General features: G+C 49.8%; 12 protein-coding genes. 10 read left to right on the top strand and 2 right to left on the bottom strand.

Annotation, left to right across the window (positions count from 1 at the left end):
* Positions 1-43: 43 nt before the first annotated feature.
* Both ACFQZE_RS18715 and ACFQZE_RS18710 read left to right on the top strand, forming a co-directional pair.
* On the top strand, positions 44-1,339 hold the full coding sequence (locus tag ACFQZE_RS18715) for an FxLYD domain-containing protein (RefSeq protein WP_379359797.1): 1,296 nt from the start codon (positions 44-46) through the stop codon (positions 1,337-1,339).
* Positions 1,340-1,358: 19 nt separating this feature from the next.
* Entirely contained in the window at positions 1,359-2,477 is a 1,119-nt protein-coding gene (locus ACFQZE_RS18710) for a S1C family serine protease (protein WP_379359795.1), read from the top strand.
* Positions 2,478-2,623: 146 nt separating this feature from the next.
* On the opposite strand, the gene ACFQZE_RS18705 is transcribed toward ACFQZE_RS18710, so the two are convergent.
* Positions 2,624-3,673 (bottom strand): hypothetical protein, encoded by a 1,050-nt coding sequence (locus tag ACFQZE_RS18705; protein ID WP_379359793.1) that lies wholly within the window; start codon positions 3,671-3,673, stop codon positions 2,624-2,626.
* A 212-nt stretch (positions 3,674-3,885) separates the two neighbouring features.
* Here ACFQZE_RS18705 and ACFQZE_RS18700 point away from each other — a divergent pair, with 212 nt between their 5' ends.
* The 5 genes from ACFQZE_RS18700 to ACFQZE_RS18680 all read left to right on the top strand — a co-directional run bounded on the left by ACFQZE_RS18700 (position 3,886) and on the right by ACFQZE_RS18680 (position 10,068).
* Positions 3,886-5,208, top strand: coding sequence for an extracellular solute-binding protein (locus ACFQZE_RS18700; RefSeq protein WP_379359791.1), 1,323 nt, complete (start codon positions 3,886-3,888; stop codon positions 5,206-5,208).
* A 67-nt stretch (positions 5,209-5,275) separates the two neighbouring features.
* Positions 5,276-6,169 (top strand): carbohydrate ABC transporter permease, encoded by an 894-nt coding sequence (locus ACFQZE_RS18695; RefSeq protein WP_379359789.1) that lies wholly within the window; start codon positions 5,276-5,278, stop codon positions 6,167-6,169.
* A gap of 18 nt (positions 6,170-6,187) precedes the next feature.
* On the top strand, positions 6,188-7,021 hold the full coding sequence (locus ACFQZE_RS18690; RefSeq protein WP_379359787.1) for a carbohydrate ABC transporter permease: 834 nt from the start codon (positions 6,188-6,190) through the stop codon (positions 7,019-7,021).
* A 3-nt stretch (positions 7,022-7,024) separates the two neighbouring features.
* Positions 7,025-8,902 (top strand): sensor histidine kinase, encoded by a 1,878-nt coding sequence (locus ACFQZE_RS18685; RefSeq protein ID WP_379359784.1) that lies wholly within the window; start codon positions 7,025-7,027, stop codon positions 8,900-8,902.
* Entirely contained in the window at positions 8,899-10,068 is a 1,170-nt protein-coding gene (locus ACFQZE_RS18680; RefSeq protein ID WP_379359782.1) for a response regulator transcription factor, read from the top strand. Before ACFQZE_RS18685 ends, ACFQZE_RS18680 begins: the two co-directional genes overlap by 4 nt.
* 54 nt (positions 10,069-10,122) lie before the next feature.
* Here ACFQZE_RS18680 and ACFQZE_RS18675 read toward each other — a convergent pair whose 3' ends face one another.
* Positions 10,123-10,734, bottom strand: coding sequence for a superoxide dismutase (locus tag ACFQZE_RS18675; protein ID WP_379360119.1), 612 nt, complete (start codon positions 10,732-10,734; stop codon positions 10,123-10,125).
* Positions 10,735-11,089: 355 nt separating this feature from the next.
* On the opposite strand from ACFQZE_RS18675, the gene ACFQZE_RS18670 reads away from it, so the two are divergent.
* The 3 genes from ACFQZE_RS18670 to lepB all read left to right on the top strand — a co-directional run bounded on the left by ACFQZE_RS18670 (position 11,090) and on the right by lepB (position 12,708).
* Positions 11,090-11,512, top strand: a complete 423-nt coding sequence (locus tag ACFQZE_RS18670; protein WP_379359780.1) for a GNAT family N-acetyltransferase — start codon at positions 11,090-11,092, stop codon at positions 11,510-11,512.
* Positions 11,513-11,626: 114 nt separating this feature from the next.
* On the top strand, positions 11,627-12,187 hold the full coding sequence (locus tag ACFQZE_RS18665; protein WP_379359778.1) for a DUF402 domain-containing protein: 561 nt from the start codon (positions 11,627-11,629) through the stop codon (positions 12,185-12,187).
* Entirely contained in the window at positions 12,184-12,708 is a 525-nt protein-coding gene (gene lepB / locus ACFQZE_RS18660; RefSeq protein WP_379359775.1) for a signal peptidase I, read from the top strand. Before ACFQZE_RS18665 ends, lepB begins: the two co-directional genes overlap by 4 nt.
* Positions 12,709-12,757: the final 49 nt, after the last annotated feature.

Below are 12,757 nucleotides of genomic sequence, written 5' to 3'. Positions count from 1 at the left end.
TTATATATAGAGAGAGTAACTTGGGGTTGGGAGTTGAAAGCAATTGTATTGCCATCAATGTGTCAGAAACTTTGCGGAAGACGCCGTTTTTTGCAGCCAATGCGGGAGAAGGCTTCATTCCCATCGCATAGTGGAAAACAGTGAATATAACGAACGGAGCGCGCATTTGGAAGATGCGGCGTCTCTTGAAATAACCAGCGCCGTCAGTCATAACCCAGATTTGAGCGAGCCCAGCTTGCAAAAGCGTTCCCGAGCAGTTGATTCCTTTCAAAGCAATGAAAAAGCAACGTCCGGACGAGGCTGGTTGTTGACTGCGGGCTTGTCGGGACTTGTTTTCGTGGTGGCGGCGGCCGTCTTTTTTTTGTATCTCTATGAAAAAAACGTGAATGAATCCGTCTTGCGGCTTCAACACGATGCCAAAACGGCTGCGCTTGCCGGAGAATACGACAAAGCGTTGGATTTGCTGGTCGAAGCTGCGGAAGCTCGTCCTGGTTTTGCCGCTATTGCGGCGGATGCGGAAATCATTCAGCATGTTAGCGAGCTTGAGCGTATGATCAAAGAGGTGGAAACAAGCTTATCCTCACATAACACACAAGAGGCGGATAAGACGTTGCAGAAGCTTCTGACCGAATTTAACGGCCATAAGGAACCTATCTATATAAAGCTGCGAGAGCGGCTGGATAAGCTGGATATGGATTTGACGCTCCAAAAGCTCAATAAACAATTTGAATCGCTGGCGACGATTAAGGAGCATGGAGACATGCTTAATCTCGTCAACGGCATGACAGGCGAGGGAGCGGCCTCCTTGAAAAAACGCCTCGTATCCAGAATTAGAGAAATGACGATCGGCGATGCGGAGCACTTGTTGAATAAAAAAGATTATAACGACGCTTTGTCCGTGGTTAATCGGTCCTTGGCTTTGGTGAAGGATGACGCAGAGCTTTTGAAGCTTCGGAAAGATATTCAAGACGAGCAGGCGAAATACGAGCGTCTGGAGCAGCAAAGAATCGAGCAGGCCATGCAGCGGGCGGCAGAGGAAGACCTTATTAACCAAACGGCGGCGGTAGAAGTGGTCACTATGGATACGACGCTGGATGAATTCGGAGATTTGACGATAGATGGCACTTTGCGCAATGCGGCTACAAGAGCCATTTATTCCGTTACTGTGGAGTTTACGGTCAAAAGCAAAGAGGGCGAGGAGCTCGGCAAAGGAACGGCCAGCGCAACGCCAAACTATATTGAGCCGGGAGAGCAGATGAAATTTCAATCCACCGTGTACGGTGTACTGACGGAAGAGGTCGAGATTGTGATCGACCATGCGACATGGTACCTGGATTAGGATGAGGAGGAACACTGGAATGAATAAACGGATATGGGTCGGCATCCTGGGTTCTGTTCTTATCTTGGGAGGGGGGGCCGCTGCTGCGGTAGCCATTCGCGCGGAAGTGCCAAAACAGCTTGAGGGCTCACCTCTGCTTGCGGTGGGCGATGTGAAAAAATCGCTCAAAGACATTATTTTTGAAACCCAGAAGCTAGTCGTTATGATTGAAACGGAAACCGGCAATCAAGGCTCAGGTTTTCTGTACAATAAAGAAGGCGATCTGCTCACTAATGCGCATGTGGTGTCCGGCGTCAGAGAAGTGCGGGTCAAAACGTCGGACGCACGAGAGCTGGTGGGCGAAGTGATCGGAATTAGCACGGACACGGATATTGCGGTCGTCAGGGTGAAGGATTTGGCGGGTACGCAGCCGCTTAGTCTTGTCCGGTATGAAATGGGCGAAGTGGGCGACGATGTCATTGCCGTTGGAAGTCCGCTTGGCTTTCAAAATACAGTGACAACTGGCATCATTAGCGGAGTTGGACGAAGCCTGAAAATTGAACCGTACACGTACAGGGATTTATATCAAATTTCCGCACCTATTGCTCCGGGCAATAGCGGAGGACCTCTTGTCGATACGAGAACGGGGGCTGTGCTCGGCATCAATTCCGCCGGATTGGAGGAAGGCGCAATCGGCTTCAGCATTCCGATTTCGAACGTGCTTGCGATGGCGGAGGGCTGGTCGAAGGAACCGATGACTATGCTGCCTGAACTTTCATTATCGGAGGAAACGGAAAACCGGCACGAAGACGAAGATGCATCGCTCGACCAACTGGCCCGTTATTTGGTCACCCATTTTTACGACAGTCTGAACAACAGCGACTACGTGTACGCATATTCGCTTCTTGGGGGCAACTGGAAGGAAGGCACAAGCTACGAGAAGTTTCGCGAAGGCTATATGACGACGCGGAATGTCGTCATTGACGATATGCATGTTTCGGTAACTGGCGAGGAAGCTTCCGTAACGGCCGTACTTTCCGTCGATGAGCGGAGAGAAGGGGAAAACGTGCTCAGCAAATATCAGGTCACTTACAAAGTCGGCTATGAAAACGATCAGCTAAAGCTGCTTGTAGGCAAAGGGAAAGCGATTCGCAAATAAACGTACAGATTTAGAGTAGACGGTCATCCCACTATGCAAAAGACGCATCCAAATCCACTATGAAAGTGGAATGGAGGCGTCTTTTTTAGTGGCTTGAACCGCTGTGCTAATCGCAGAACAATGGTTAGTCAATCGCAGAACAATTGTTAACCGTAGAACAACTCAAGCGATACGGTATCCGTTGGCTGAACCGGAGCTTGCAGCAGGGTGGACGGGATAATGCGTCCGTTCAGCAAAATGCGATAGCTTACATTTCCGGCTATAGGCACTCCGCTAACGGACACGACATTGCCGGTTGGCGCAAAATAAACGACTCCTGTTGCGGCAAGCGCTTCTCCTACCGTAAGACCGGGACGATAAGGAACCGTATAGCTATTTGTAAGGCTAGGGAACAATCGTCCGCCATTAATGAACACCGTTACAAAGCCAGGCTGCCCAGGCGCAATCGGGACGGGAACAGGTACGGGCACAGGAATAGGAACCGGTGGAAAAGGGGCAAAAGGTCCGGGGAAAAATGGGCCATGCGGGTGATGTCCGTGCCCGCCATGTCCACCGTGTCCGCCATGCCCGCCATGACCTCCTTGCCCACCGTGTCCGCCATGCCCGCCATGCCCGCCATGACCTCCTTGCCCACCATGTCCGCCTTGGCCGCTATGACTTCCTTGCCCACCATGTCCGCCTTGGCTGCCATGACCTCCTTGCCCGCCATGACTGCCCTGGCTTCCGTGTCCTCCTTGACCTGAGGAGTGACTTGGCTGCTGAGACGGCGATGTTGGCCGTGGAAGCACTTCCGGTTCACGATGTCCACCGCCGCCATGTCCACCGCCACCGCCATGGAACCCACCACCGCCGTGGAAGCCACCGCCGCCGTGGAAGCCGCCGCCGTGGAAGCCGCCACCGTGGAAGCCGCCACCGTGGAAGCCACCGGGCCCGCCATGGAACCCGCCCAGCCCGCCATGCCAAGGTCCTGGACCCCACGGGCCCGGACCGAGCCATGGACCTGGACCGATCCAAGGGCCTGGAATCCAAGGCAGCGGGTATGGGTATGGCGCTGGATACAAATCGGGATCAACGACAACGCCTGGAGTCGGAACAAAGGCTCTTTTTTGACCGCAGCCGCAGCCGCCCGCACCGGAAGACTGACGAGTGGATGACAGCTTTGGCTGAGAGGCGGGTTTTTCATAAGTATGTGACATGTAAGACGTTCATCTCCTTCTAAAAATCACATTAGGTGTTTATCCTGCTGTATCGTATGCGGCAAACGCCTAAGCCGTGTCTGGAGCCCCGTTTTACTTCTTCACGAAATAGAAAATTTCAACATAAGATGTTGATTTTTTGTATTACGCGGCCCCGGCATTAAGAGTAAAGTAAGGAATGTAAGCGATCACAAGACCGAGGGGGAAAAAAGATGAAAAAGAAACGCGCACTAAGCCTGCTGCTTGCGACGGCGTTGACACTCGCACTTGCAGCTTGCGGAAACGGCAATAGCGAAACGCCTGCTGGAAGCAACAAACCAACGGGAAAACCGGAAGGAAAAAAAATTACGCTCACCCTGCAAACGCTCCAAACGGACAAGACAACTCCTCCATATCAAGTAGAAGAACAATTGGTTAATGATTATATGGCTGAAAATCCAAATATTAAAATTGAGTGGGACCGCCTCGATACGGAGCAGCAAAAGGTAAAGCTGAAAACACAAGCCGCATCAGGCGAGGTGGCCGATATTACGATGGTTAATCCTGGTGCGCAGCTGTTGCCTTTTGCCAATGGCAAGGTTCTCGCTCCTTTGAACGACATTGTTGCAGACGGTCTGAACGACAGCTTTCTGGAAGGCGTGCTCGATTACTATACTGTCGACGGCAACCTTTACGCATTGCCATACGATATGAACATTGCAGGTATTTTCTACAACAAAGAGCTGTTCGAAAAAGCGGGAGTACAGCCGCCGCAAACTTTCGAAGACCTTATCGCATCCGTTCCTAAGTTCAAAGAAGCGGGTATTCCGGCCTTTATTTTGGGCGGCAAGGATAAATGGCCACTTTCCTTTATGTTTACAAACGTTCTTCAGCGCGTTAACGGCGGACCGAAGTTTTTGGATGAGGTTGTGAAGGGCAATAAGCAATTTACAGATCCTGTATTTGTTGAAGCACTCCAAAAAACAAAAGACCTGATTCAGGCCGGCGCTTACCAAGAAGGAGCGGCTACTTACGATAACAACACGGCATCCCAGCAATTCCGCGACGGTAAAGCGGCCATGTACTTCATGGGAACTTGGGAGGTTTCCTCTATAGATGCATCTGCCGTCAAAGGAAAAGTAGGATTCTTGCCGTTCCCGACTGTAGGAGGCAAAGGAGATCCCAAAGATTACGTTATCGCTCCGGGCACAGCTTATGCTCTTGGCGCGAACAGCGACAATTTGGAAGAAAGCAAAAAGTTTTTGAAATATTTTATGACCAATTATCCGAAGGTAGCTTTTGAGAAGAAATCTGCGGTTGGTTTGGCTCAAAAGGTAGAAGGCGACTTTAAAGCGGCCGGCTACTCCGACCTGGCAATTGAAGTAACGGGGCGCTTCAACGAAGTTCAAGGCGGCGACATGAACTTTGACAACGTGATTGAACCGGCTACGACGCAAATTCATTTGACGGGCCTGCAAAGCTTGCTCATTCAAGACGTCAATGTAGAAGAGCTTGCAGCCGAGCATCAGAAAACATGGGAGCTTAACAAAAAATAAGCAAGGTCACGCGAAGGGAACCGAAAGGTTCCCTTTGCCACTGCTAAAGGCGCGGGAGGGTTAACGAATGAACGGTGTACTGAGAGTAAGCAAATGGACGTTGGCGGTATTCGTTCTTCCTTGCTTGTTGTTTTATTTGGCGTTTGTGTTTGCGCCTATTGCGGTATCCTTCTACTACTCCTTAGTAGAATGGGCTGGCATGGGCGACAAAGTTTTTGTCGGGCTGGACAATTATAAAGTGCTTTTTACGCAGGATCCCATTTTTTGGCCTTCCGTTCTAAGGACGCTTTATATTTCAGCAGCCTCGCTGGCTCAAATTCCGATTGCGATTGCTGTTGCCATTTTGCTTAGCAGATATGTCAGACGGCCTAATTTTTTAGTATCCAGTTATTTTTTGCCCGTCATATTATCGGTTGTTGTCATCGGCCAGCTATGGAAAGCAATTTATAACCCGGCTTCGCTCGGGGGCATGTTGAATCAAATGTTGATGAAGGTTGGCTTGGAATCGTGGACAAAGACGTGGCTTGGCGACACCGAAGTGGCGATTTTCGCCCTGTGCTTCGTTATTTTTTGGCAATATATCGGGTATCACGTGCTGATTCAATTTACGGGTGTACAAAACATTTCCTCCGACATTTACGAAGCGGCGAGCATCGACGGAGCCGAAGGGTTTAAGGCGGACCGCTACATTACGCTGCCTCTGCTGTCGCCGGTTATTAAAATATCGACTGTACTTGCGGTCATCGGTTCTTTAAAAGCATTTGACTTAATCGTTGTGATGACAGGAGGAGGTCCTGCCAATGCGACGGAAGTGATCTCCACTCATATGTTCAACATGACGTTCAACTCGTTCAAATACGGATACGGCAGCGCCATATCGACATTTCTGGTTATGTTTTGCCTCGTTATGACGGTTTTGCTGAACCTCGCGTTTAAACGGGCAGAGGAAGCGGCCTCTTAAAGAAAGGAGATGGGGAAGATGAAAGATTTTCGTTCGATCAGACGAGCCGTGGCCTGGATGTTTATGGCCCTTCTAGCCGTTACGCAGCTGTACCCGCTGCTTTGGCTGCTGCTGTATTCGCTTAAGACGAACAGCGAAATATTGTCGGGACAATTTTTTGCGCTGCCAAAAAAGTTTATGTGGGTCAACTACGCCGATGCATTTACGTCGGGGAGCTATTTGAAGTATATTGGCAATAGCATATGGGTGACAGGCATCACGCTCGTCATTACCATTGTGCTCGCCGGGATGGTATCGTATGCCATTACAAGATTTAGATGGCGTTATGGCAACCTGGTCATGCTTGTCTTTATGATCGGGATTATGATTCCGATTCAGTCGACGCTGCTGCCGCTTATGATTATTTTCAAAAACATGGATCTCATTAATACGCATGCATCGATTATTATTCCGTATGTCGCGTTTTCGATTCCGCTGGCGGTATTTATTCTGTCGGGCTTTTTGCGGGGCATTCCGAGCGAAATCGAGGAGTCGGCGATGATCGACGGCGCGAATATTTACCGAATTTTCTTTTCCATCGTCGTTCCGATTACGGTGCCGCCGATTATGACCGTTACGATTTTAACTTTTATCTCCATCTGGAACGAATATATTATCGCGGCCATTTTCTTATCCAGCGACTCGCTTAAGACGCTGCCGTTTGGCCTTAACAGCTTTGTCGGCCAATATACGGCGAATTACGGAGCGATTGGAGCGTTCCTTGTGCTTGGCGCGCTTCCGGTCGTCATCGTTTATTTCATCCTGTCCGACAAGATTACAAAAGGGATGGTAGCGGGCGCCGTCAAAGGATAAGAAATGGCCCTACTGGGGGGCGCCGGGTTGTTTGGACTCAAGCTGAATACGCTGCGAGCGCGTCTATTGATTTGGATATTGTCTTCGACGCTTGTTTTGCTAATCGGTTTAACGGGCATTTTCTATCACTATACGGCGCAGCAAATCGATATGAGAGTCGGGGAGGCCGCGCAGCGGAACGTGTCCCAAGCGATGGACAGCTTTGCGCTGCTTGCTCGGGGATATGAAGGGCTTGGCAAATCCATCATGAGCAATTCGGAAATTCAGCGTCTGCTCTCCCGCGAGGCGGCGAACGAACAGGATGAGTTTCATAAGCAGCTGCAAATGATGGCAGCGCTTGGCACCATCTTTCACAGCTACAACGACGTCAAAGGCATTCATATTATTTCTCCGGCGGGCCATGTATACAGTTATGAGTCGACGACTCATGCCATTAACCCTTTATTTTTGAAAAGCGGCTGGCTGGAAGAAATTCGCCTCTCCGACGGAACGCTGAAGTGGGGCGGAATGCTTGGCGACGGCTCCCTGACCGTTCGCGAGGACGATCCCGTCTTTACGTTCGGGAGATTAATGACCAATTTGTATACAACGGTGCCGCTTGGCGTTCTTATTATTGAAGCCGATCCCGAAACATTCCTGACCTCTCTTAACCACTTGATGATCAAGCCGGAGAGCCGTTCCTTCGTCTACGCGGATTCAGGAGCGCTTCTTATCGGTTCCCATCACCCCGCTGAGGGGATTGATCCTTTGCTTCGGGCAGAGCATCTAAAATATCCCTACGAGGAAGGGGCGCAAATCGTAGAGGATCGAGAGAACTTGATCGTGACCGTCTCGGAGCAGAAACTGAGATGGAAGCTTGTGTCGGTTACGCCCAAGCCGGTCGCCAAAGTAGAGCAGGCGGCGGCGAACCGGTATTTCGTTATGGTGACGGTTGCCGTTGTTTTTCTTGCCGCCTTAGTGGCGCTCATTCTTTCCCGCTCGGTGTCGAGGCCGATCAAATCTGTCGTTCAAGAGATGAGACGAGTGGAGCGGGGCGATTTAAGCCATCCGTTTCATGCGGCGGGCTCATACGAAGAAATTAATTACTTAAACCAGCATTTCAACCGGATGATGGGCGAAATCAACAGCTTGCTGGAACGGAATAAAATTGCGGCCGCAAGCGAAAAGAACGCTCAAATTCATGCTTTGCAGTCGCAAGTAAATCCTCACTTCCTATATAACACGCTGGATATGATTTATTGGCTTTTGGATGAGCAGGAGAATGAAAAGCTGGCAGGGCTCGTGTTGTCGCTCTCTCGTATGTTCCGTTACAGCAGCGACTGGCGGAGCTCGGTCGCGACGCTCGAGGATGAGCTGGAGCAGGTCGGCCATTACATGGCCATTATTGGCGCTAGATCAGACGGCCGAATTTCTATCGTGCATCATCTTGATGAAAGCTCGCTGCATGTAACGCTTCCCAAAATGACGCTTCAGCCGCTCATCGAAAACGCAGTCATTCACGGCTTGTCCGGCCGTGCAGGGGATGGCACAATCCGCATTTCTACGGCTGGCGAAGGCCAAACTTTGCTCATCCATATTTCCGATGATGGAGCAGGCATCACGTGGGAAAAGCTGGAGGAGCTTAAAGCTTCGCTAGTGCGAGCGGAGCGGCTGGAATGGAGCGAGCTGCTGGAAGAGGAGCGGAGGAGCATGACTGTGGAACCCGCCATTTACGGCTCGTCTCGCGGCTCAGGAGCGGGCTTTCTGAATGTGCATCGGCGCTTGGTGCTGGAATACGGCTCCGGCTATGGACTGCGCATAGACAGCAAGCCGAACGAAGGAACGACGGTTACGGTCATTGTTCCTGTTCTTTTGCCATCCAGATTGGAGGAGAAGGCATGAACATCTTGGTCGTCGACGACGAAAAAACGATTCGGGAAGGGCTAAAGCGAACAATCGGCTCCGCATTTGCGGATATTCGCCTATGGACGGCGGCTTCTGCTGCAGAGGCGCTCGAGACGCTTATTCGTGAACAAATCCATGTTGTCTTCTTAGATATTATGATGCCTGGTATGAACGGGCTTGAGCTTCTTGCCGAAGCGCGTCATACGTATAGAGACATCAAATGGATTGTCGTGTCGGCTCATTCCGAATTTTCATATGCTCAAGAAGCTTTGAGGCTCGGGGCTAGAGATTATATTTTAAAGCCTTTGGGCAAAGAACAAATCATCAAATCGGTTGACGTCTTGTACGGGGAGTGGCAGCGGGGGCGGCGCGAGCAATCCGATCTGGGGCTGCTGTCGTCTCATCTGAAATATTTGCGGGAAGCGGTATTCCGCAGATGGGTGCAAGGACTCGATATCGGGAGATTCGACTTAAGTTCCCTTCAGCAGGAGCATGACCGGTTTCAACTGCTGTGCCTCAAGCTGGAAGGCGGCCCGGAGCTGTCTCTTGTCAATTTTGTTGCCGAAAATGTAATGACAGAGCTCATTGCCCAATATGGAAAAGGATTTATTGTCAACTTGGAAAGCCACTTTTTGGTTGGCGTCGTTACATTTTCGGAAGAAAGCGGCGCGGGGGCCTTCAAACAGGAGGCCGAAGCCCATCTGGGCCGGTGTCTAAAGATGCCTTTCCAGCTTGAGCTGTCAGGCCGGCTGACCGACTTTTATTCCATTCCGCATCATCTGAAAAAGTTTCATACCACAAAAGCGATCGAGCGGGACGATTCCGCTGCCGACAACAAAAATGACGCCATCGATATCGCGATCCAATATATTAAAGGAAGCTTTCAGCAAAATTTATCGTTGGAGCTTGTTTCCTCCATCGTTTATTTGAATCCGGTTTATTTCAGCAAGCTGTTTAAGCAAAAGACAGGAATCGGCTACAAGGAGTATGTGACTAAACTAAGGATGGAGCGGGCGGAGGAGCTGCTGGCAATCCCGGACATGTCGGTCACGCGTATCGCGGAGCTGACGGGTTATCCCGATGTGAGGCACTTTACTCAAGTGTTCCGTAAAAAGCATGATTGCACGCCAAGCCAATACCGTTCAGGCAAAATAGGGATTTAAGAGGCAAAAAAGAAGCCTTCCGCCTAAACTGACGGGAGGCTTCTTCGTATAGAATTACTTAACTGCAGCTTCGTAGCGTTTGCCTACTTCAGCCCAGTTTACTACATTCCAGAACGCCGCGATGTAGTCAGGACGTTTGTTTTGGTAGTTCAGGTAGTATGCATGCTCCCAAACGTCTAGGCCCAAAATTGGCGTTTCGCCTTCCATAATCGGGCTGTCTTGGTTAGGCAAGCTGTAAACTTTCAATTTGCCGTTTGCTACAGCAAGGAAAGCCCAGCCGCTGCCGAAGCGGGTAGCCGCAGCTTTAGCGAAGTCAGCTTTGAACGTTTCGAGGCCGCCAAGCTCGCTTTCGATAGCTGCTGCAAGAGCGCCAGTAGGAGCGCCGCCTGCGTCAGGACCAATCGTTTCCCAGAACAAGCTGTGGTTGGCATGTCCGCCGCCATTGTTGCGAACGGCTGTACGGATCGCTTCCGGTACGCTTGCAAGGTCGCCGATCAGTTCTTCGATCGATTTGTTTTGCAATTCAGGAGCGGACTCCAGAGCTGCGTTCAGGTTTGTTACATAAGCGTTGTGGTGACGACCATGGTGGATTTCCATAGTAGTGGTGTCGATATGTGGTTCAAGAGCGTTGTGCGCATAAGGCAAAGCAGGCAGTTGATGTGCCATCATGAATTACCTCCCAAAATAATATGTAGTTAATCATGTCCATTATCCCCCATCGGAACGAATAAATCAACATTACTGTTGAAAAAGTCGAATTTCCCGGAAGGGGGTTATTTTCATAACCAGATGATAGGTTTTCACGGGACAATTTGTTTTATTCCAGCGGTGCGAAAATAAGATTTGTCGACAAAAACGAACGAATTTCGGTTGAAAGCGCTTAATGTTAAGCGCTTTCACGAGAATGAGGGAGATTTTTCGCTATTTTTAAAGAAATTTTAAGAAAAAAGAGTGAAAATGCTAAAATTCGTTGTATACTAGTCTAGTACGAGACTATGACATGGTAGAAGGTGTTAATAGAATGAACGTCCGTTCCTTCCAGTTGTCCGATTACAAACCGCTTACTGAATTGCTAGAAGAAGTTCTGACAACGGAATGCTATGAGCAAACAATGGAAGCATTTGCCCGTCAATTGTCATGGGATAGCGATCTAGTTCTAGTCGCTGTCAAAGAGTCCGAAATCGTTGGTATGATTATCGGAACAATCGATAACAACAAAGGTTATTATTATCGAATTGCGGTATCGCCAGAGCATCAGCGAAGCGGAGTCGGCAGGGCGCTCGTATCGGCACTGCGCCAACGTTTCGTAGGACGCAATGTCAGCAAAATTCTGATTACCGCAGACGAGCACAACGAGCCGGTATTGCCGCTCTATGAATCTATGGGTTACGCGGCTACTGATTTTTTTCGATCGTTTCAGAAGCTCAGCATCGTCACGGGGTAGATTAAATAAACGTAATTTGAGTCTTACAAAGGGCATATCTGAACGCGCCATTGCAATTGGCGCACGGATATGCTTTTCTTATTACTATAAGGAATCTGAGGAGCACGGACAGCCATGGACAATTATGAACAATGCATCATTAAAAGCTTCAAGCACAATGGACATATCCATCGGCTGTGGCAGCAGAATTGGCTTGTTCCCAGCCGCTACCTAATCGCTCAGCATCAAGAGCAATCAATGATTGTGGTCATCAACAGGCAGACGCCGATTCAGGAATCCGATGGCAAGCAATGGATTAGCCGTGTGCCGGCGGTTTCTTTTTTTATTCCCGGACAGTGGTTCAATGTCGTCGCCTTGCTTGAGGCGGGCGGTGTTCGCTACTATTGCAATATTGCTTCTCCTCCGTATTTGCAGGGAGGAGTGCTTACCTATATCGACTACGATCTAGATGTTATTCGGACGGCCGATGGCAGCCGCTACATTGTAGATCAAGACGAGTATGAGCAGCATAAGCAGCAATATCATTATCCGGAGACTGTACAGTCGAAGGTCATGAATGGGCTGAACGCTTTGCTTGCACGAATTGAAGAGGGCGAACCGCCATTTTCGGATGAGGTGGCCATCGGTTATTACGAGCAGTGGCTGGCCGCTCATCCAGACAGTGCCGAACAATGAGAATGAAGTTTTTGTTCGGCTGGGCGAAAACTTGTCTTGTAGCATTGCTGGTTGTGCTTTTGCTTAACGTTTTTGTATTTAGTTTCTCAAGGGTGGAAGGCCATTCGATGGAGCCTACGCTTAAGGGGAATGAGCGGCTTTATGTAAATAAACTAATATACCGGTTCAAAGCCCCCAAATTGGGGGATATTGTGGTGTTAAAGGACCCTCGGCCATCGATGGGCGAAGGAAAATATTTGGTGAAGCGAATTGTAGGAGAACCGGGCGACCAGATTGAAATATCGGGTGCGAAGCTGTACCGGAATGGCATTAGCGTAGACGAGCCGTATACCGACTTCCCAATAGAAGGGATGAATTTTGGTCCCGTCACTCTTTTGGACGATCAATATTTTGTGATGGGAGACAATCGCAGGGAAGCTGCCAGCTTAGACAGCCGTTCCTTCGGCGCTGTGGAGGAGACAATCCTTGTTGGCAAAGCCGATTTTGCGGTTTGGCCTCTTAAGAGGATAAGGGACTTGTAAAAGATAGGAGCCGGTAGCTTGCGGGCGATCGCTATTTATATATAGGAGG

Origin of the sequence: Paenibacillus sp. GCM10027627 (assembly GCF_042675505.1) — a bacterium.
Classification (GTDB): Bacteria; Bacillota; Bacilli; order Paenibacillales; family Paenibacillaceae; genus Pristimantibacillus.
The sequence above is the reverse complement of the archived record's forward strand: the minus strand, read 5'-3'. Positions and strand labels throughout refer to the sequence as shown.

What these genes read in the sequence shown, in the direction of transcription:
- ACFQZE_RS18710 (WP_379359795.1), top strand. Translation starts at nt 1,359, where the DNA reads ATGAATAAACGGATATGGGTCGGCATCCTGGGTTCTGTTCTTATCTTG.
- ACFQZE_RS18705 (WP_379359793.1), bottom strand. Translation starts at nt 3,673, where the DNA reads ATGTCACATACTTATGAAAAACCCGCCTCTCAGCCAAAGCTGTCATCC.
- ACFQZE_RS18700 (WP_379359791.1), top strand. Translation starts at nt 3,886, where the DNA reads ATGAAAAAGAAACGCGCACTAAGCCTGCTGCTTGCGACGGCGTTGACA.
- ACFQZE_RS18695 (WP_379359789.1), top strand. Translation starts at nt 5,276, where the DNA reads ATGAACGGTGTACTGAGAGTAAGCAAATGGACGTTGGCGGTATTCGTT.
- ACFQZE_RS18690 (WP_379359787.1), top strand. Translation starts at nt 6,188, where the DNA reads ATGAAAGATTTTCGTTCGATCAGACGAGCCGTGGCCTGGATGTTTATG.
- ACFQZE_RS18685 (WP_379359784.1), top strand. Translation starts at nt 7,025, where the DNA reads ATGGCCCTACTGGGGGGCGCCGGGTTGTTTGGACTCAAGCTGAATACG.
- ACFQZE_RS18680 (WP_379359782.1), top strand. Translation starts at nt 8,899, where the DNA reads ATGAACATCTTGGTCGTCGACGACGAAAAAACGATTCGGGAAGGGCTA.
- ACFQZE_RS18675 (WP_379360119.1), bottom strand. Translation starts at nt 10,734, where the DNA reads ATGGCACATCAACTGCCTGCTTTGCCTTATGCGCACAACGCTCTTGAA.
- ACFQZE_RS18670 (WP_379359780.1), top strand. Translation starts at nt 11,090, where the DNA reads ATGAACGTCCGTTCCTTCCAGTTGTCCGATTACAAACCGCTTACTGAA.
- ACFQZE_RS18665 (WP_379359778.1), top strand. Translation starts at nt 11,627, where the DNA reads ATGGACAATTATGAACAATGCATCATTAAAAGCTTCAAGCACAATGGA.
- lepB (WP_379359775.1), top strand. Translation starts at nt 12,184, where the DNA reads ATGAGAATGAAGTTTTTGTTCGGCTGGGCGAAAACTTGTCTTGTAGCA.